The organism is Aedoeadaptatus coxii (genome assembly GCF_001553115.1).
GTDB lineage: Bacteria > Bacillota > Clostridia > Tissierellales > Peptoniphilaceae > Aedoeadaptatus > Aedoeadaptatus coxii.
In genome coordinates this window covers 135,628-154,032 of sequence record NZ_KQ960182.1, presented here as the reverse complement: position 1 = coordinate 154,032, position 18,405 = coordinate 135,628, and the positions used below count along the sequence as shown (strand labels likewise).

The window sequence follows — 18,405 nt, the reverse complement described above, 5'->3', positions numbered from 1 at the left end:
AGTAAAATGCGCTTTCCAAGGAGGGCGCATTTTTTGTAGGTGAACAATGACGAAAGAAGCCATTATACTCGGTATGATGCTCGGCCTTATTTTTTCATGGAAAAATAAGGTTTTTCTTTCATTACCGACATTTAAAAATTTAATCATCGCGGGAATCGGTGCATGTATTTTTATCTTAAGCTTAAAAATGGCGCCGAAATCGCCTATGATTTTAACTATTTTTCCTACAGTTCACGGAATCGCCTTAGTGATTATCGGTTTCGGGCTACTGCTCGGGAAGCATATAGGTTATCGTTTAGCAGGTATCGGCGTTCTTTTAAATAGCATCGTCGTGCTGTTAAACGGGGGCATGCCCGTAGAGTCATCTTGTCTCGTTAAAATAGGTGATGTTCGCGCCTTGAATCTTATATCCACCGGCAAAACCTTGACCCATGTTTTAGCCAATGAGGAAACCCAGCTGCGCTTTCTTTGCGATCGATTTATATTTTACTCGCCCATAACCTCGGCACGGGTTATGAGCGTAGGCGACGGGTTTATCGCTGTCGGTATGTTCATTTTCGTTACAAGTGCCGTATCGTATGTATTTAGGAGGGCCAATCTAAATGAAATGGATCAGTGAAACCTTATCCATCCTGCGTATCCAAGATATTATCGATATCGCTATCGTCGCAGTAATTATCTATTGGCTTTTAAAGTTAATTCGCGGGACGCGCGCCGAGCAGCTTAGCAAAGGCATTATCGTCGTGTTAGTTCTTACGAAGGTGAGCGAAGTCTTACAAATCTACATGCTCAATTACCTTTTAAAGAGCATGTTGACTTGGGGATTTTTAGGTCTGTTTGTCGTGTTTCAACCTGAAATTCGACGGGGCCTCGAATTTATCGGTCGTAACAGTTCAATAAAAAAAGGCTTAATTTATTCCAGCAAGCGCGACGAATCGACGATTAATGAAATCGTCAGCGCCGTCGCCTCTCTTTCGCGACAAAAAATCGGCGCTCTAATCGTTATCGAGCGTCAGACAGGGCTTAATGAAATTATCGAAACGGGGACGCCGATTTACGGCGAGCTCTCTTCGGCGTTGCTTATTAATATTTTTATTCCCAACACGCCGCTACATGACGGCGCCGTTATCGTCAACGGCGATCAAGTGGTGTCGGCTGCCTGCTTCTTACCTTTGACGGAACAAAAGGGACTCTCTAAGGAACTGGGAACGCGTCATCGTGCCGCCATCGGTATGAGTGAGAAAAGTGATGCTTTTGCCATCATCGTCAGTGAAGAAACCGGTTCGATTTCCATTGCGGAATACGGTAATATTAATCGCCACTTGGATTTGGCGACGCTGGAGCAATTACTACGCGATATTTATTTTCCCAACGAAATGAAGAATGAGGTGGAAAATGCGTGAGCGCTATTTAAATTTCATAGCAAACAAGCAAGACACCATCGCCAAAATCTTTTCTTTGGTTATCGCCATCTTGCTTTGGTTTTTTATCATCACCGAAATCGACCCGACCATCAAGAAAGACTTTACCAATGTTCAGGTTGAACTTCGCAATCAATCCTCAATGCGTGAAGCAGGCCTCGAATTATTAAAACACGACGACTACACAACGAATATTGTCGTTAGCGGAAAGCGAAGCGCTATTTTGGGGTTAAAGGAAGAGGATATATCCGCCTACGTAGATTTGGAAGATGTGCAACCCGGAACTCAGCGTTTACCAATCCACTACCGATTGAGCGACGACAGCTTAACCATCGAGCGTTCCAATCCAAAAGCCATTACCGTATCGGTAGATGAAATCGTCAAAGAAGAAAAAGCCGTTACAGTTAAAAGTAAGGGCAAACCGGATGATAATTATGTACTGGATCATGTTAGTGTCAGTCCGGAAAAAGTTACGATCAGCGGTCCGAAGCGCGACGTGGATAAAGTTCAATCCGTCGTCGGTTTTGTGACTGTCAACGGAGCAAAGGACACGGTCGTATCGACTGTGGAACTTTTCCCGATGGATCAGAATAAACGCGTCATTTCTAATATCGATATTTCACCGAACAATGTAAGCGTTCAGGCGGTCATATCAAAAGCTGTAAGTGTACCGATCAATGTAAACTATACCGACGAAAATGTGGAAGGATTTAAGCGCGAGCGTGCTATTTTAACACCTACAAGTGTTATGATAACGGGCGAGGGCGAACAGATCGATAAAGTAGAAGCGGTAAAAACCAATCCGGTCGATCCGCGAGAACTTATGAGAGAGTTTACCATTCCCTTAACTCTTAATCTTCCCGACGGCGTGCATCTCGTCAATCCTGACGAATCCATTTTCCTGCGCTACATGAAAAATGAAACATCTAAACGCAGTTTAGAAATCGATCCTAAATCCATTAATATGAACGGGAAACGATTTAAACGTCCGGAGCATGTAACCGTAGAGGTTTACGGAGAGCAAAATATTGTGTCTTCTATTAATCCTGAGGATTTAACCGTGGCAGTAGACAGTAATGGCAAATTGACGGCGAAAGGGCCTAAGGGCGTGGAAGTTATTCAAATTCTTCCTTATCGATTGAACCAATAATCTTGATACAAAGACTAACTTTTGCTAAAATATCCCTTATCTTAAAATGAGGACTGCAAGGAGGTACTGATGAAATATTTAGGAGACGGTTTAACATTCGACGATATTCTGCTGATGCCGGGGTATTCTGAAGTTTTACCGAATGAAGTAAGTTTAAAAACGAAAATCACCAACGAAATCGAATTGAACATTCCCCTTATGAGTGCGGGCATGGATACGGTTACGGAATCACAAATGGCCATTGCCATGGCGCGTGAAGGTGGCATCGGTATTATCCATAAGAGCATGCCTTTGGAGGAACAGGTAAAAGAAGTGGATCGCGTGAAAAGAAGCGAGCACGGCGTCATTACCGATCCCTTCTCACTTTCGAAGGAGCATGTTATTAAAGACGCATTGGAGTTAATGAGCCATTACCGCATTAGCGGCGTGCCCATCGTCAATGCTAAAGGTATTTTAGAAGGTATTATTACCAATCGTGACATCCGCTTTGAAGATGATCTCACCAAAAAAATTGCAGACGTCATGACGTCCGACAATCTCGTCACCGGTCGCGAAGGTATTTCCATGGACGACGCGTTGAAAATTATGAAGGAATATAAGATTGAAAAGCTTCCTTTAATCGACGATCAACATTATTTAAAAGGTCTTATCACGATTAAGGATATCGAAAAGTCTATTCAATATCCGAACTCGGCAAGAGACAAAGGCGGAAGACTTTTAGCCGGTGCAGCGATCGGTGTTACCCACGACGTATACGACCGTGTGGAAGCGCTCGTCGCAGCCGGGACCGACCTTTTCGTCATCGACACCGCCCACGGGCAATCGGCAGGCGTTTTAAAAACCATTCGTGAAATTAAAAAAGCTTTCCCCGATCTTCAATTAGTGGCGGGGAATGTGGCAACTTATCAAGGTACGATGGATCTTATCGACGCCGGCGCAGACTGTGTTAAAGTCGGTATCGGTCCCGGTTCCATTTGTACGACGCGCGTCGTAACCGGTATCGGTGTGCCACAAGTAACGGCGATTTTAAACTGTTCGAAAGCCGGTCAAGAACGGGGCATCCCCATTATCGGCGACGGTGGTATTAAATACTCCGGCGACGTTACAAAGGCGATCGCCGCAGGCTCCGACGTGGTCATGATGGGCTCCATGTTTGCCGGTACCGACGAAAGTCCCGGAGAAGAAATTTATGTCGAAGGACGTCGCTTTAAGACCTATCGCGGTATGGGCTCCTTAGGCGCCATGAGCAGCGGCTCCAGCGATCGTTACTTCCAATCGGAAACGAAAAAATACGTACCCGAAGGTGTGGAAGGTCGAATTCCTTACAAAGGAAAAGTCGGCGACGTGGTCTATCAACTTGTCGGCGGTTTAAAGAGCGGTATGGGCTATGTAGGCGCGAAAGATATTCACGAACTCAAAACCAAGACCGAATACATGAAAATCACGCCGGCCACGCTACAAGAAAACCATCCTCACAATATTACCATTACACGCGAAAGCCCGAACTATATCAGTTCTCGAAAATAGAAAGAATCCCTCGGCGACGGGGGATTCTTTTTGTGCTTATTCATCATATTGTAAGAATGTTTTGGAAAAGCCATATGCAACTGTGGTCTCAACAATTGCAAGGAGAAGTGTTATTAAGAAATCGCCGGGGGAAAGTTGTGTGAAATGATTCATATCGTAAGCTAAGTTATTCAGCGCAAATATTTTTTCTAAATGGGGAATTACTGTCTGCGCACAAGTCAAAAAACCCATAATGGAAATGGCGACTGATAAAATAGTGACGCCACCTAATGATTTCATACGAATGCTCAATGCGGAAAAAACGCAAATAGCCGGAATGGAAAAGAGAATACTCGCTAGAAGATAATAGAGATATATCGTCAAATCCAATGTGCCGAAATGGCAAGCAAATTTGCCGCAGAGATAAAAGGAAAGAAAGAAGTAAGTTTGCGCGATAGAAATGAGGACAAAAGCCAGCAGGTTTTTACAAAGAATAAATCGGCTGTGAGTAATGGAACTTAGTCTTATGAAATTTAATCCTGCACGGTGCTCTGTGTTCCATAAAATACCGACGATGATGGCGATGAGGGGCACAAAGAAAAACGAAAAGTAAAATAAGCCGACCTGGGTAAATAAACTTTCCCATTCATGATGGAGTGTTTGTCGATTGCCGAGATAATTTATTGTGCCGAATACATTGGCTAGAAGAGGCACGAGAAGTATGGCTAACAGCAAGGGAAACCATTTGATTTTCTTCGTTTCAATGGAAAGAACGGATGACATAATACCTCCTAAAATGTTTTATCGTAACGAATGAGTGTATGGTTTTTAATTATGAATAAACAAATCACCAAGCCGATTATAGCAATGAAGGGTGTTACAAAAGGCGTAGGATTTAAAACACTCTCAAATTTTCCGGACTGTTGAACATAGGAAATATTCATCAGAGATATTATCCAGGCGAAGGGATTCATAAAGGTGAGAGCGGAAGACGTAAGCATGGATATAATTCCCGTCAACGTGCCTGCCATGGAAAAGAAGAGGGTGAAATAAGGACTTTTTGAGCGGGTTTCCAAGATGAGGAAAAGTGCAACAAAGGCCGCCGTAATAAGCCATTGGCCCGCGAATTCTATGAGTATGCGAAGGCTCATAATATCGGTGGGGGAAAAGCGACTCGATCGCGATGCCATCATTATTAGCACTGCCCATTCCACTATTTGTAACAGTAATAGCCTTAGATTCAGCCACGACCATTTTTTCAGTAAGAGTGCAGAGGGTTCGATGCCGAGGATTTCCTGATAGAGAAACATATTATCTTTCTCTTCGATTTCTACGACTTTTTTTACTAAAGAAGAAAAAAGCACCGGGCTAAAAATCAGCTGTATCATGAAGTATCCGTCTAAAAGCCTGAAAAGCGGATAGGTTTCATTGACAAAGGAGCTTGAAAAAACTGAAATACTGGACACGAAAATATGGACGAAAAACAATAAGCCGAGTAAGGGATAAATATGAAGATGTCTATATTTTCTAGATTCTAAACTACGCAAAAAAAGTGCCTCCCTTCTTCGTATCGTTAATAAAGAGAGTTTCCAAACTTTCTCGCTCTTCTTCGATGCGGTAAATATCGACGACTGAAGATAAGCGGCGCACAATTTCTGCCACTTCGTCATCGTCAGGATGATTTAAAATTAAGCGTTCTCCGCGAATTGCAAATTCTGTGGAGTTGAGCGCTTTGGCTGCCAAATCATTGTCGGATGTACGTAGGGAGAGAATCGGCGGATGAAGCTCTCGGTAGTTTTCAAGGGTTCCGTTATAGATTAATCGGCCATTCTGTAGCATGGCAATATGGGTGGCGATTTTTTCCACTTCGTCGAGAATATGGGATGAAATTAAAATCGTCGTATTCTTTTCCTCCGCCAATTGTAGAAATAGATGGCGCATTTCCAAAGTGCCGATGGGATCCAGTCCGTTTATCGGTTCGTCGAGAATTAATAACTTCGGCTCGCCGATAATAGCCATGGCGATCCCCAATCGCTGTTTCATGCCCAGTGAATACGTTCTAACCTTGTCGTGACCTTTTTTCTCAATACCGACTGATTGCAGTGTCGGTACAATATGTTTTTTATCGATACCTTTTAAAGTACATAGAATGGAAAGATTTTCTACACCCGTTAAGTGGTCGTAATAGGACGGTCGTTCGATCAATGCGCCCAACTTGCGATTCAGAATCTTTTGATTTTTAGTCGTTACTTTTTGGTCGAAAAGTGTCATCTCGCCGGAGTCTTTTGAAATTAAGCCCAGTATGGACTTCATCAAAGTAGATTTGCCGGCGCCATTGGGCCCGATTAAACCGTAAATAGCACCCTTAGGTAATGTTAAGTGATCGATGTCTAAAACTGTTTTGCCGTTGTAACTCTTTTTTAAATTGTCGATGGATAATAGATTTTCCATAAGAACCTCCTTTTGTGCCATTATAAAATCGGAAGCTCACATACTTATGAAACCTACATCACATTTAGATCACAAGGGATAAACTTCTTTTGCCCTGTGATAAAATAGCCCTAAAAGGAGGCGACACTATGGAGAAGAAAAAAGATCCCGTTATTTTAATCGTAGACGACGAAAAATCCCTGTTGGATCACTTGGATCGTTATTTACGAGGGGCAGGGTACGACTCGATTAAAACGGCATCCAATTTGGCCCAGGCGAAGTATCAACTGGCCCATCATTCCGTGGATTTAATAATTTTAGATTTAATGTTGCCCGACGGAAGCGGAATGGACTTGTTGAAATCCGTCCGTCAACGTTCCCATATGCCGGTTATAATTTTATCTGCTTTAGATGGTATCGACGATCGCCGCGAAGGCTTTGAATCGGAGGCCGATGATTATATCGTAAAGCCTTTTCTCGCAGAGGATCTTTTATGGCGTATAGAGGCTGTGCTTCGAAGAAGTTTTCACAGTGATCAGAGCAAACTTGTCGACTTAAACGGCGCTTTATTCGATCCTTCCAAGGGAACGATCACGAGAGGAAACAATGAAGAGAAGTTGACGGCGAAGCAATTTAAAATTTTGAGTTTACTCGCGGCTAATTTAAATCATATCGTCTCCATCGATCAAATCCTCGAAAACGTCTGGGAAGATACCTTCGGTTATGAAAATACATTGATCACCCATATTTATCGCCTGCGCGAAAAACTCGAAGACGATCCTTCCAATCCTAAACGATTGGTGACGGTAAAGGGTCTCGGTTATAAATTAGTAGGAAAGCCATAACGGAGTTACTATGTTTCAATTTATATTAAAAAAATTACGACGCTTCGTTTTATTTACCGTTGCCTTTTCGCTGACCTTTATTTTTCTAATTTTCGTTATTCTTTACATAAATTACAATGTAAGCAAACAATATGCACAGCCCGACACTGTACACGATTATATTATGAAAAATAAAGACAACGAGTTCTTGTTTACGACGGCAAATCGAGATTTTTTAAAAGAAAATAATCTCTGGGCCATTCGCATTGGCGGAAGTGGCAAAATTATTGAGTCGTATAGAAAGCCTTCTGAAATTCCGGAAGCTTATAAGATGACCGACGTCGCTCGCTTTACCCGTTATTATTTAAAAGATTATCCCGTGATGACGTACATCATCGGTGACGATCTTTTGGTTATCGGGTATCCCAAGGGAACATTGGATAAGCTGCCCTTCAACTATTACAGCGCAGAACAATGGCTCTTAAACGTGGATTTGGCACTGATTTTTTTATTAGGCTATCTGTTTTTCCTCTTTTATATGTACAGAAGGGAAAGGAACAATCTGTTTAAAAAGTTATTTCCTCTTCAAGAGGCGCTGGAGAAGATTTACAGCGCTGATTACACCCCCCTGGAAGAGGCAGGTCCCTTAAAAGATGTGTCTCGTGCAGTAAACGATGCCAATCGACGCTATGAACAGTTGAGTAAAAGCCAAAGCCAATGGATTCGCGGCATCAGCCACGATGTGCGCACGCCTCTTTCAAAACTCAGCTGGGGGCTAAACGATTTAAAGACGGAAGAGAATAAGGAAACGATAGGGGCAATGGAAGATGAGCTTATGCGCATCAGTAAGACCGTACAAGATCTTAATGATACGTCGAGACTTCAAAACCTTAGTGCCGAGCGATTTACGCAAGAATATCCGATTCCCGTTTTACGAAAAATATTAATCCGCTATTTAAATGAACATCCGGAACGAAACATTGCTTTTGAAAATAACATTCGCGAATCTACGACAATTAAAATGGACGCTCACTTGTTTAGCCGAATGATCGAGAACATAATCAAAAACAGTTTGACCTATCAAGAGGGCGATATGGTTGTACGTTGTAGAGAAAATAATGATTTAATGTATATCGAACTATGGGATCACGGAGGGGGCGTCGGCGAGGATGTTTTACAGCGGTTGGCGACATCGGATCTTTCTACTGTAAATGTTCACGGCATGGGATTACTGATTTCAAAACAAATTTGTCAGCTACACGGAGGTAAAATGAAAGCTGTCAATTCAGACGGCGGTTTTAGAGTTGAATTTATCTTGCCGAAAGCGTAATGATCGTCGTAATGTGCTGTATCATCGCTTATTGACAGCATTACTGAGTATTGATAACATGATAAAGGATATAAGGAGGCTGATTATGAAAGTTTCAATTCTTATGGGTAGTTACAGCGATAGAGAAATCGCATTTGATGTTATTAAATCGTTAAAAGAACTTGGCGTAGCCTATGATTGCGTAGTTTACAGCGCTCATCGCACCCCTAATGAGGTGGTTGAGTATGTGAAAGAACAGGAAAAAAACGGTACGGAAGTATTTATTTCCATTGCGGGAAAAGCGGCACACCTTGGCGGCGTCGTGGCGGCGCATACGACGCGTCCCGTTATCGGCGTTCCCGGTAAAACGTCCGTAGCAGGAGGAATGGATTCTCTTCTTTCCACCGTCCAAATGCCTTCCGGCGTTCCGGTGGCGACGGTGGCTATCAACGGCGGCAAGAATGCCGGTATTCTAGCGGCACAAATTTTGTCCGTCGCCGATAGCGATCTTAAAAAACGTCTCGACGATTACAAATTAAAATTACAATCGGAAGTTGAGGAAATGAATCGCAAACTCGAGGAGGACCTACGTGGCTAAAATGAAAACAGATGTTGAAATTGCCGGAGAGGCGACATTAGAGGAAGTCTATAAAATCGCCGAAGACTTGGGGCTGAAAAATGAGGATATTAAACCCTATGGTCATTATATGGCGAAAATTCAAGGGAACCCCTTTCACGAGCCGAAAGAAAAAGAAGGTAAGCTGATTCTCGTTACCGCCATTAATCCTACACCTGCAGGGGAAGGAAAGACGACGACCAATATCGGACTTGCCATGGCAATGTGTCGCATGGGAAAAAAGGCGATCAGCACATTGAGAGAGCCGAGCCTCGGTCCGGTCTTCGGCATTAAGGGCGGAGCGGCAGGCGGCGGTTACTCCCAAGTTCTTCCCATGGATGATATTAACCTCCATTTCACGGGAGATTTTCACGCCATTACCAGCGCTAACAACCTTATTAGTGCCGCCATCGACAACCACATTCATCAAGGAAATGTGTTAAATATCGATCCGAAGAACATTACGTTTAAGCGCGTGTTGGATATGAACGACCGCGCACTACGTCAAGTTATCGTCGGCGCAGGCCCTAAGAAAAACGGTGTTATGCGCGAAGAAGGATTCGATATTACCGTAGCCTCTGAAATTATGGCAATTCTTTGTCTCGCACGAGACCTTGAAGATTTCAAGGCGAGAGTCGCCAGAATCATCGTCGCTTATTCTAAGGATAATAAGCCTATTTACGTAAAAGATTTAAAAGTTGAAGGCGCGGTGGCTATGTTGATGAAAGATGCCATTATGCCGAATTTGGTACAAACCATTGAAAATACGCCTGCTATTATTCACGGCGGACCTTTTGCCAATATAGCCCACGGTTGCAATTCCATTTTAGCGACAAAAGCGGCCTTAAATCTCGGCGAATATGCTATTACAGAGGCAGGGTTCGGTGCCGATTTGGGAGCTGAAAAATTCTTGGACATCGCCGCTCAGGAAGCTGATTTTCATCCCAATTGTGTGGTCGTCGTCGCGACGATTCGCGCACTTAAATACAATGGCGGAGTAGCGGTAAAAGATTTGAGCGAAGAAAATGTGGAAGCTCTTCGTGCCGGATTCCCGAATTTAAAACGCCACGTCGAAAACATGAAGAAGTACGGCATTCCCGTAGTTATTGCCATTAACAAGTTCCCCGCCGATACGGAAAGGGAATTGAACACCATTCACGAACTTGCCGATGAACTCGGCGTCGACGTCGCGCTTTCCGATGTATTTGCAAAAGGCGGAGAAGGCGGAATGGAACTTGCGGAAAAAGTCGTCGCTCTTTGTGAAGAAGAGAGCCACTACAAACCCATTTATGAACGGAACACGAGCATCGAAGAAAAAATTGAAACTATTTCAACAACCATTTACGGTGCAAAGGATGTAGTTTACTCCGATGATGCCAAGGCTGTTATGAAACGGATTCAAGAATTGGGCGCAGGTGATCTTCCCATTTGTATGGCGAAGACGCAAATGTCTTTTACCGACGACGCTACGAAACTTGGCGCGCCGGAAGATTTTACCATTCACATTCGCGACATGCGCCTTTCAAACGGGGCGGGCTTTATCGTGGCACTTACAGGATCTATAATGACCATGCCGGGGCTCCCCAAAGTTCCCGCAGCCAATGGTATGGATATAGACAGTCAGGGAAGAATTACCGGATTATCATAAAGTGAGGTAAAAAATGTCCTATTCATCAAAAATCGAAGATAAAAACATGGACGAATTATTCGAAGCTGTTTTATGCTTAAAAAATAAAGAAGAATGCTACCGTTTTTTTGAAGACATTTGTACGATTAAAGAGTTAAAAGCAATTTCGCAGCGTCTGGAAGTGGTTAAACTTCTCGTATCGGATAACACCTATCACGCGATCGAGGAGGAAACCGGCGCATCGACGGCTACGATTAGCCGTATCAATCGCGCCCTCCATTACGGAGCTGACGGATACAATCTCGTCTTAAAGCGTTTAGGATATTTAAGTGACAAGGAAAAAGAAGACTAACGAAAAGGTCAAAGGCCGGGCGATTTGCCCTAACCTTTGACCTCTTTTTATGCCTTCAATTGTTCAATATGCTCTTTATTCGGCGTTACATAGAGCGTGGAAAAATCCGTATAAATGACCAGTCCCGTTTGATTGGAGGGATGGCGCCTAATAAATTGCCGCTTAGTATAATCCACTTCCACATTGGAAGATTGCCTGCTTCTGCTGTAGTAGGCGGCAAGTTCGGCACATTGTCTTAATACGTCTTCGGAAGGCTCTGTTCCTTCAGTTTTTAAAATGACGTGGCTTCCGGGGCCATTTTTCACGTGGAACCAATAATCATTTTTACGAGCAAATTTCAATGTGAGCTCTTGATTTTGTCGATTATTTCGTCCTACATAAATTGGTTGCCCGTCGGAAGACGTAAATTCAAGATAATCAGCCTTTTTAGAATGTTTCTTTTTGCCACTGTGTCCGTGATCTTTGAATTTCTTTTTGAGATAATCTTCGCGAAATTCTTCCTGAATGCTGTCCACTTCGCCGACAGTCGTGGCATCCTCCAGATTATAGAGCATGGAGTCTAAGTATTGAATGGTGGTTCTATTTTTTTCAATACGGCTCGTTAAAGTAGTTTCTGCATGTTTTAGCTTTGTAAACTTTTTATAATAGCTTGCGGCGTTTTGAATTCCGTCTTTCGTGTCGTCTAATGGAATGGTAATGGGCTCCATGTTGTCGTAAAAATTTTCCAATGTGATCTCACGGCATCCCTTTTCGATTTTCCATGCGTTGGAGGAGAGGAGATCGCCGTAAACTTTAAGCTTTTTACGATCCTTCGCTTCCCGAAGTTCCATTTCCATTTTTTCCTGTTTCGTCAATGCACGCTCCAAATAGTTTTTAATCTGCTTGTGGAGATTTTGACTTTTTTGGCGAATTCTGTCTTCCATAACGCGCATAATAAAGGTTTGATCTAAAAGCTCGGAAGGAGAATCGTAGAATGTTTTATTTTCTTCAGGATAGTGTTTTAGATTTAGGGCTGAAAAAGCGATAATTTTATGTCCGTCGGAAATACTTTGAGGTTTATAGTCGTCATTTCGCAACTCGTCCATCAGTTCTTTAAAGGATCGATAGAGAGGGATTTTATCGACGGTTTTCATAGGATCTTTATCTGAAAATCCTGCGCGATAGGCAATTTCTGAAGCGATAAGGGGAGAGACTCCTAAATAGCGTCGAATAAAAAAGTTTTTGACGGAAAGAGCATCTTCGCCATTTGCCGCTTCTAAAAAAGCATCTTCTTTTTCCTTTAAAGGGTTTACGCGATCCATAATGCCTTCCAAGGTATAGTGAATCCCCGGAAGAATTTCCCTTACGCGGCTCGTGGAATGATTAATGCGCTTTAAGGCATCGACGATTTTGCCGTTTTCGTCGAGAAGAATGATATTCGAGTGACGCCCCATCATTTCGATAATCAAAGTCTTTTTGACTTTATCAAAGAGGTCGTTAAATCCTTCGACTTCAATGCAAAGAATGCGATCCATTTCTATTTGATAAATTTTTTGAATCACCGTAGATTCCACGTGTTTCCGAAGCAACATACAAAAATTAGGAGGCGTTGCGGGATTTTGAAATTTCTTTTCCGTAATATAAGCACAGGGGTTATTTGCCGATGCGGACAAAAGCAAACTTCCCCGAGCCTGATGGCTTCTCAAATTTAAAACGATTGTGTCCTGCTGTGGTTGATACACCTTGTCGATCTTCCCGCCGCTATAAAGCGCATTCAACTCTTCGCTAACCGCTCTTGTCATCGTTCCGTCGTAACTCAATCTATCTCCTCCTTATCGTGATGAAAGCCCATTGTCTTTCATGTATAATAACATAGAGGAGGCGCCTATGCACAGCATGACCGGCTTTGGTTCGGCAGAACAAATGACAACTGATACGACGTTAAGTGTGACGATAAAATCGGTAAATCACAAGAATCGCGACATTCGCATGAAAGGTTTGGGGGATTTCCCGGCGGTAGAAAATAATATCAAAAAAACGCTGGAAAACCGGCTTATTCGCGGACGAGTGGAAGTAAATTTCTCCATTACGCGAAACGCTGAAACGAAACTGAGTTTCTCCGAAGATTCCGCTACATTTTTTAGAGAACTTTATAAAGGACTGACCGGCGAGGATCCGAAAGCCGATTGGCTTTTATCTCGTCCCGGCGTCGTGGAAGCTTTAGATTTAGGTAATGACATAACAGTTGAGTTTATTCACGAAGTATTCGAATCGGCTCTCGACGAATTTCTCGCTATGAGAAAGCGGGAAGGAGATTATTTATTCGAGTGCTTAAGAGAAAAGATCCGTTACATAGAAAATGAATTGAACGAAATAAAGCAATCGACGGAGGAGGATAAAATCGCTCAACAAGACGCTTTCAGAAAGCGCGTCGAAGAATTTATGAATGAATTTTCCATGGATCCTTCACGATTTGCTACGGAGCTTGCACTTTTATACGAAAAGATTTCAATTGAAGAAGAAATCGACAGGCTTTTCTCTCATATTGCCCAATTTAATGTTATAATGGAGAGAAAAGGTTCGGTGGGACGGAGTTTGGATTTTCTCTTGCAGGAAATGTTCAGAGAAGCCAATACCATGGCGAACAAATCGAGAACGATTGATGTCTTGCATCGTCTCGTAGATGTTAAAACGACAATCGATGATTTAAGAGAGCAAGTTGCAAATGTAGAATAGTATAAAGGCGGTGTTGTGTGTCTAAAGGTTTTTTATTGGTACTTTCCGGTCCATCCGGCAGTGGAAAGGGAACGGTAAGTGAAGCGCTAATGGCGAAGAATGAGGAAGTAAAATTTTCAACATCTGTCACGACGCGAAAGCCCAGAGTGATGGAAGTGGATGGAGAAAACTATTTCTTTAAAACGGAAGAAGAATTTAAAGAAATGGTTAAAAACGACGAGCTACTCGAATACGCCCATGTGCATACCAATTATTACGGGACGCCGAAAGAATTCGTCTTTCAAGAAATCGAAAAGGGCGAAATTGTGCTTTTAGAAATCGATGTTCAAGGCGCCCTTCAGATTAAAGAAAAATATAAAGAGGCTGTCTTTATTTTCTTGCTGCCCCCTACCATGGAAGAGCTGAAACAAAGAATCGTAAACCGCGGTACGGAAAGCGAAAAGGATATTGAAACTCGCTTTTCCAATGCTTTTAAAGAACTGGATTTCGTTGGAGAATACGACTATTTTGTCGTAAACGATAAAGTAGAACAAGCAGTCCTCGACATTGAGAACATTATTGCGGCGGAGAAACTTCGCGTAAAGCGTTATAAAGATATTAAAAAGGATATTGTAGAAAGAAGGTCGATACGATGAACATTATGTCATTTGGTGAAATAGCAAAAATTACCGACAGCCGTTACGAACTGGCGACGTTGGTTTCTAACAGAGCCCGCGAACTCGTAGACGGAGATGACCCTTTAATCGACGCCGATCTTGAAAATCCCGTTTCCATTTCAATGGAAGAAGTTTACAAGGGAGCGGTTAAATTTACGAGCAAAGAACGCTTTGAAGAAATTCAAGCAGAAAAGGAACGCCGCGCCGAAGCCTTAAAACGCGAACTGGAACAAGCCGAAGAAGAGGTCGAAGGGGATGAGTAAGCATGTTCTCCTCGGCATCAGCGGGGGAATCAGTGTTTATAAATCGCCGGGAATCGTCAGCCGGCTAAAAAAAATGGGCATAAAAGTGCGTGTCGTCATGACCGAACACGCTACCGAGTTCGTAACGCCCCTTACGTTTCAAACTATGAGCAACGAAACGGTTCATGTCGAAATGTTCAATCAGCTTTCCAATATGGACGTAGAGCACATTTCTTTGGCGAAGTGGGCGGATTGCATGATAATTGCGCCGGCCACTGCCAATACCATCGCCAAGCTCGCTTACGGTATTGCGGATAATATGCTCACAACCGTTGCCATGGCCACACGGGCTAAGATTTTAATCGCACCGGCCATGAATACACATATGCTGGAAGCGGAATCAACTCAAGAAGCTTTAAAAATTTTAGCCTCACGAGAAAATGTGGAAATTCTCCCCACGGCAGAAGGCTTGCTCGCCTGTCAAGACGTGGGATCAGGTAAGATGCTCGAACCCGACGACATCGTAGATTATATTTTAGAAGCCCTTACGCCAAAGACCATGGAAGGTCTTGAACTAACAGTGACGGCAGGGCCAACAAAAGAACGATTGGATCCTGTACGCTTTATAAGCAATCACAGCAGTGGAAAAACGGGCTACGCCATTGCGACGGAAGCGCGCAATCGGGGCGCAATGGTCCATCTTATAAGCGGGCCTACCCATCTTCCGATACCGAGAGGTATCGATTTTATCAGCGTCGAGAGTACGCAGGAAATGTACGATGCCGTAGAGATAGTATTTCCTACAAGCGATATATTAATAAAATCGGCAGCGCCGAGTGACTACAAACCCGTACAATACGCTAACGAGAAGATCAAAAAAAGCAGCGGAGAAAATCTCATTGTCGAATTTTCGCCAAATCCCGATATCGCTAAGCATTTCGGTAATATAAAAGGCGATCGTGTGGTCGTCGGATTTGCAGCCGAAAGCCACCGTGTAGAGGAATACGCGAAGAAAAAATTAAAGAGTAAAAACTTTGATTTTATCGTGGCCAATAATATTTGTGAAGAAAATGCAGGCTTTGCCAGTGAAACCAATCATGTGAAGATTTTTTCAGCAAACGGCAAGGAAGAAGAGCTTCCCATGATGGAAAAAAGTGCATTGGCCGCAGAAATTTTAGATCGTGTAACAGAACGTTTGAAAAGCTAGCAATGCCTAGCTTTTTTTACATGATAGGGAGTTCCTATGATTGTAGATGTTTATATCGACAAGGCTTTGCCTCAAATCGATCAATTGTATAGCTATGCTTGGAACGGCGACGGGGAATCCCTTATCGGTCGTCGGGTCGTCGTGCCCTTCGGAAGGGGGAATAAACCGGAAGTTGCGGTCGTTCTTGCAGAACGTGAAGGTGACAGTACCCATCTCAAACAGATAGCTGAGATTATGGACCATCGCCCCATTCTGTCGAAAAAATCAATCGCCCTCGGCCTTGCCATGCGGGATCGTTTTTTAACTTCCTATGTACAATCATTTCAACCGCTCCTACCCAAATATGTATTGGGAGAGACCATCGAGGTTATTATTAAAGAAAAGGACACGCCGCGAACGAGAGAGCTCATGGGAGATAGGAATAAGATTCCGTCGAAAGAATTGGACGCTCATGGGGAATTTCTTTTATCGGAAGCCGATAAAAATGGGGAAATTTCTTTTTCTTTTGAATCATCAGAAGGAGTTAAGGCGAGAAAAATTCAGCGCTTTCAAGCCGTCTCCGGAAAAGATACAGACTTAACGGATAAACAAAAGATCGTCTTCGATTTACTTCTTGAAAAAGGTCCTCTTACGAAGGCGGAGATTAGAGAATTGACTGCTTTTTCCGATGCTCCCCTTAACGGACTTATGAAAAAAGAAGCTGTGGAAGAGTCTTTTGAAGAGAACTTAAAAGGAGAAGCACCTCCGAATCTTCGTGCAGATCAAAAAAAGGTTATTGAGGATATAGCCAATTCAAAAAAAAGAGTTCATCTATTATACGGTGCCACCGGAACGGGGAAAACAGAGGTTTATATGCAATTGGCATCGCGCGCCATGGAAGAGGGCAAGTCTTCAATGATGATCGTGCCCGAAATCGGTTTAGCGACACAAATGGTAGATCGTTTAAAAGCTCGTTTTCCCGGGAAGGTAGAAATACTTCACTCCAAACGGAGCCAAGGTGAAAAGGCGAAGTCCTGGATTCGATTAAAAACGGAACCCGGTCGCATTCTCGTAGGCGCTCGTTCGGCGATTTTTGCTCCGATGGAACATCTCGGCTATATTTTTATAGACGAAGAACAGGAGGAATCTTACGATTATCAGGAAGGCTTGCGCTATAATGTTCGCACCGTTGCGGAGATGCGTGCAAGAATCGACGATGCAAAGGTAATTTACGGATCCGCCACGCCATCAGTTGCTATGTTTTCAAGAGTTGATGTGGATGTAGAGAAACACGATCTCGTCGGTGACCCTGAAAATATAGACAATAATTTACAGATGAAGGTCGTGGATATGCGGGAGGAGATCCTTCACGGCAATACGGATATTTTATCCGATGAGATGGTGGCAAGTTTAGAGGAAACTCTTAGAAATAAAAAACAGGCCATTTTGTTTATTAACCGACGCGGTTTCAGCCATTTCGTAAGTTGTCGTACCTGCGGCTACGTGATCGAGTGCGACGCCTGTGATATTTCCATGGTGTACCATAGAAAAACCGGAAGATTGCATTGCCACTACTGTGGAAGAACGAAGCCCTATCCCGCTAAATGTCCTTCCTGCGGAAGCGAATATCTTCGCCAGTTCGGAATCGGTACGGAGCAAGTGGAATCGTGGATTCACGACCATTTTCCAAATGCCCGCGTCGCGCGAATGGATAAAGATACTATGGCGCAAAAGGGGAAATTCGACGCCCTTTACCGCGCAATGAATTCTGGAGAAATCGATATTTTAGTCGGTACGCAAATGCTCGCGAAGGGTTTGGATTTTAAGAACGTGGACTTTGTCGGCGTCGTGGCGGCAGATCTTTCTCTTTTTGTATCCGATTACCGCGCTCAGGAAAAGACCTTTCAACTGTTAACTCAAGTTGCAGGTCGCGCCGGACGAAACGATCGAAAGGGAATGGCCGTCATACAAACCTACAATCCCGACAATTACAGCATTCAGTACGCCAAAGGGCGCCACTACGAACGCTTTTATCATCGGGAAATGGAGGAGCGCAAGCATTTCTTATATCCACCCTTTGTCAGGCTACTAAAGATTCATGTCAGAGGACGAGGAAATGTCAATGAAACGGCATATAATTGGATGAAGACCTTAGAGGCGATTAATCGTCACAATCACATGAATATTCAAATCGGCGCACCTGTAGAACAACCTCGCATTCAAAATAGAGAACATATGTCGTTGACGGCAAAAATCTTTTCCGAGGAGTACCAAACTTTTTTAAAGATCTTTAAACGGGTATTAATGCATTATTATAGATCTACTAAAGACAAAAACATTTACGTTACCATCGAGTTGGACGGATAATAGG

The 18,405-nt window shown here is 43.2% G+C and carries 18 protein-coding genes; 14 read left to right on the top strand and 4 right to left on the bottom strand.

Annotated features, from left to right (window positions below; translation table 11 throughout):
- The first annotated feature begins 46 nt into the window (after nucleotides 1-46).
- From HMPREF1863_RS07575 to guaB, 4 genes are all read left to right on the top strand, one after another.
- Nucleotides 47-619 carry a DUF5317 family protein gene (locus HMPREF1863_RS07575; RefSeq protein ID WP_068369493.1) on the top strand — a complete coding sequence of 191 codons (573 nt, stop codon included), beginning with the start codon at nucleotides 47-49 and terminating at the stop codon, nucleotides 617-619.
- On the top strand, nucleotides 603-1,403 hold the full coding sequence (gene cdaA / locus HMPREF1863_RS07570) for a diadenylate cyclase CdaA (RefSeq protein ID WP_068369491.1): 801 nt from the start codon (nucleotides 603-605) through the stop codon (nucleotides 1,401-1,403). Before HMPREF1863_RS07575 ends, cdaA begins: the two co-directional genes overlap by 17 nt.
- Entirely contained in the window at nucleotides 1,396-2,571 is a 1,176-nt protein-coding gene (locus HMPREF1863_RS07565) for a CdaR family protein (RefSeq protein ID WP_068369488.1), read from the top strand. The genes cdaA and HMPREF1863_RS07565 overlap by 8 nt, the downstream gene beginning before the upstream one ends.
- A 69-nt stretch (nucleotides 2,572-2,640) precedes the next feature.
- The gene (gene guaB / locus HMPREF1863_RS07560) at nucleotides 2,641-4,098 is read left to right on the top strand and encodes an IMP dehydrogenase (RefSeq protein WP_068369485.1); all 1,458 of its coding nucleotides are present in this window, start codon (nucleotides 2,641-2,643) and stop codon (nucleotides 4,096-4,098) included.
- Between the two features lie 36 nt (nucleotides 4,099-4,134).
- On the opposite strand, the gene HMPREF1863_RS07555 is transcribed toward guaB, so the two are convergent.
- The 3 genes from HMPREF1863_RS07555 to HMPREF1863_RS07545 are packed head-to-tail and all read right to left on the bottom strand — an operon-like array spanning nucleotide 4,135 to nucleotide 6,528.
- A complete protein-coding gene (locus HMPREF1863_RS07555) occupies nucleotides 4,135-4,860 on the bottom strand; it encodes an ABC transporter permease (protein ID WP_068369482.1) in 726 nt (241 codons plus the stop codon).
- 8 nt (nucleotides 4,861-4,868) lie between these two features.
- Nucleotides 4,869-5,624, bottom strand: a complete 756-nt coding sequence (locus HMPREF1863_RS07550) for a hypothetical protein (RefSeq protein WP_068369474.1) — start codon at nucleotides 5,622-5,624, stop codon at nucleotides 4,869-4,871.
- The gene (locus HMPREF1863_RS07545) at nucleotides 5,617-6,528 is read right to left on the bottom strand and encodes an ABC transporter ATP-binding protein (protein WP_068369471.1); all 912 of its coding nucleotides are present in this window, start codon (nucleotides 6,526-6,528) and stop codon (nucleotides 5,617-5,619) included. Before HMPREF1863_RS07545 ends, HMPREF1863_RS07550 begins: the two co-directional genes overlap by 8 nt.
- A 128-nt stretch (nucleotides 6,529-6,656) precedes the next feature.
- Here HMPREF1863_RS07545 and HMPREF1863_RS07540 point away from each other — a divergent pair, with 128 nt between their 5' ends.
- From HMPREF1863_RS07540 to HMPREF1863_RS07520, 5 genes are all read left to right on the top strand, one after another.
- Nucleotides 6,657-7,352, top strand: coding sequence for a response regulator transcription factor (locus tag HMPREF1863_RS07540; RefSeq protein WP_068369468.1), 696 nt, complete (start codon nucleotides 6,657-6,659; stop codon nucleotides 7,350-7,352).
- A 10-nt stretch (nucleotides 7,353-7,362) separates the two neighbouring features.
- Nucleotides 7,363-8,661, top strand: a complete 1,299-nt coding sequence (locus HMPREF1863_RS07535; RefSeq protein ID WP_068369465.1) for a sensor histidine kinase — start codon at nucleotides 7,363-7,365, stop codon at nucleotides 8,659-8,661.
- Nucleotides 8,662-8,746: 85 nt separating this feature from the next.
- A complete protein-coding gene (purE, locus tag HMPREF1863_RS07530) occupies nucleotides 8,747-9,238 on the top strand; it encodes a 5-(carboxyamino)imidazole ribonucleotide mutase (protein ID WP_068369462.1) in 492 nt (163 codons plus the stop codon).
- A gap of 1 nt (nucleotide 9,239) precedes the next feature.
- Nucleotides 9,240-10,904 (top strand): formate--tetrahydrofolate ligase, encoded by a 1,665-nt coding sequence (locus HMPREF1863_RS07525; RefSeq protein ID WP_068369902.1) that lies wholly within the window; start codon nucleotides 9,240-9,242, stop codon nucleotides 10,902-10,904.
- A 13-nt stretch (nucleotides 10,905-10,917) separates the two neighbouring features.
- On the top strand, nucleotides 10,918-11,235 hold the full coding sequence (locus tag HMPREF1863_RS07520) for a YerC/YecD family TrpR-related protein (RefSeq protein WP_068369460.1): 318 nt from the start codon (nucleotides 10,918-10,920) through the stop codon (nucleotides 11,233-11,235).
- Between the two features lie 47 nt (nucleotides 11,236-11,282).
- On the opposite strand, the gene HMPREF1863_RS07515 is transcribed toward HMPREF1863_RS07520, so the two are convergent.
- Complete coding sequence (locus tag HMPREF1863_RS07515) at nucleotides 11,283-13,034, bottom strand: Rqc2 family fibronectin-binding protein (protein ID WP_068369457.1); 1,752 nt, start codon at nucleotides 13,032-13,034, stop codon at nucleotides 11,283-11,285.
- A 67-nt stretch (nucleotides 13,035-13,101) separates the two neighbouring features.
- On the opposite strand from HMPREF1863_RS07515, the gene HMPREF1863_RS07510 reads away from it, so the two are divergent.
- From HMPREF1863_RS07510 to priA, 5 genes are read left to right on the top strand one after another with little or no spacing between them, the layout of a single operon-like run.
- Nucleotides 13,102-13,950, top strand: coding sequence for a YicC/YloC family endoribonuclease (locus HMPREF1863_RS07510; protein ID WP_068369449.1), 849 nt, complete (start codon nucleotides 13,102-13,104; stop codon nucleotides 13,948-13,950).
- Between the two features lie 17 nt (nucleotides 13,951-13,967).
- A complete protein-coding gene (gene gmk / locus HMPREF1863_RS07505) occupies nucleotides 13,968-14,585 on the top strand; it encodes a guanylate kinase (protein WP_068369445.1) in 618 nt (205 codons plus the stop codon).
- Nucleotides 14,582-14,869 carry a DNA-directed RNA polymerase subunit omega gene (gene rpoZ, locus HMPREF1863_RS07500; protein ID WP_068369442.1) on the top strand — a complete coding sequence of 96 codons (288 nt, stop codon included), beginning with the start codon at nucleotides 14,582-14,584 and terminating at the stop codon, nucleotides 14,867-14,869. The genes gmk and rpoZ overlap by 4 nt, the downstream gene beginning before the upstream one ends.
- Nucleotides 14,862-16,055 (top strand): bifunctional phosphopantothenoylcysteine decarboxylase/phosphopantothenate--cysteine ligase CoaBC, encoded by a 1,194-nt coding sequence (coaBC, locus tag HMPREF1863_RS07495; protein WP_068369441.1) that lies wholly within the window; start codon nucleotides 14,862-14,864, stop codon nucleotides 16,053-16,055. The genes rpoZ and coaBC overlap by 8 nt, the downstream gene beginning before the upstream one ends.
- A gap of 36 nt (nucleotides 16,056-16,091) precedes the next feature.
- Nucleotides 16,092-18,401, top strand: a complete 2,310-nt coding sequence (gene priA, locus HMPREF1863_RS07490; RefSeq protein WP_068369439.1) for a replication restart helicase PriA — start codon at nucleotides 16,092-16,094, stop codon at nucleotides 18,399-18,401.
- Nucleotides 18,402-18,405: the final 4 nt, after the last annotated feature.

Coding starts and splice junctions, on each gene's coding strand:
- priA (WP_068369439.1), top strand. CDS start 16,092: ATGATTGTAGATGTTTATATCGACAAGGCTTTGCCTCAAATCGATCAA.
- HMPREF1863_RS07525 (WP_068369902.1), top strand. CDS start 9,240: ATGAAAACAGATGTTGAAATTGCCGGAGAGGCGACATTAGAGGAAGTC.
- HMPREF1863_RS07575 (WP_068369493.1), top strand. CDS start 47: ATGACGAAAGAAGCCATTATACTCGGTATGATGCTCGGCCTTATTTTT.
- HMPREF1863_RS07510 (WP_068369449.1), top strand. CDS start 13,102: ATGCACAGCATGACCGGCTTTGGTTCGGCAGAACAAATGACAACTGAT.
- purE (WP_068369462.1), top strand. CDS start 8,747: ATGAAAGTTTCAATTCTTATGGGTAGTTACAGCGATAGAGAAATCGCA.
- coaBC (WP_068369441.1), top strand. CDS start 14,862: ATGAGTAAGCATGTTCTCCTCGGCATCAGCGGGGGAATCAGTGTTTAT.
- guaB (WP_068369485.1), top strand. CDS start 2,641: ATGAAATATTTAGGAGACGGTTTAACATTCGACGATATTCTGCTGATG.
- HMPREF1863_RS07520 (WP_068369460.1), top strand. CDS start 10,918: ATGTCCTATTCATCAAAAATCGAAGATAAAAACATGGACGAATTATTC.
- HMPREF1863_RS07540 (WP_068369468.1), top strand. CDS start 6,657: ATGGAGAAGAAAAAAGATCCCGTTATTTTAATCGTAGACGACGAAAAA.
- HMPREF1863_RS07565 (WP_068369488.1), top strand. CDS start 1,396: ATGCGTGAGCGCTATTTAAATTTCATAGCAAACAAGCAAGACACCATC.
- HMPREF1863_RS07555 (WP_068369482.1), bottom strand. CDS start 4,860: ATGTCATCCGTTCTTTCCATTGAAACGAAGAAAATCAAATGGTTTCCC.
- HMPREF1863_RS07535 (WP_068369465.1), top strand. CDS start 7,363: ATGTTTCAATTTATATTAAAAAAATTACGACGCTTCGTTTTATTTACC.
- cdaA (WP_068369491.1), top strand. CDS start 603: ATGAAATGGATCAGTGAAACCTTATCCATCCTGCGTATCCAAGATATT.
- rpoZ (WP_068369442.1), top strand. CDS start 14,582: ATGAACATTATGTCATTTGGTGAAATAGCAAAAATTACCGACAGCCGT.
- HMPREF1863_RS07545 (WP_068369471.1), bottom strand. CDS start 6,528: ATGGAAAATCTATTATCCATCGACAATTTAAAAAAGAGTTACAACGGC.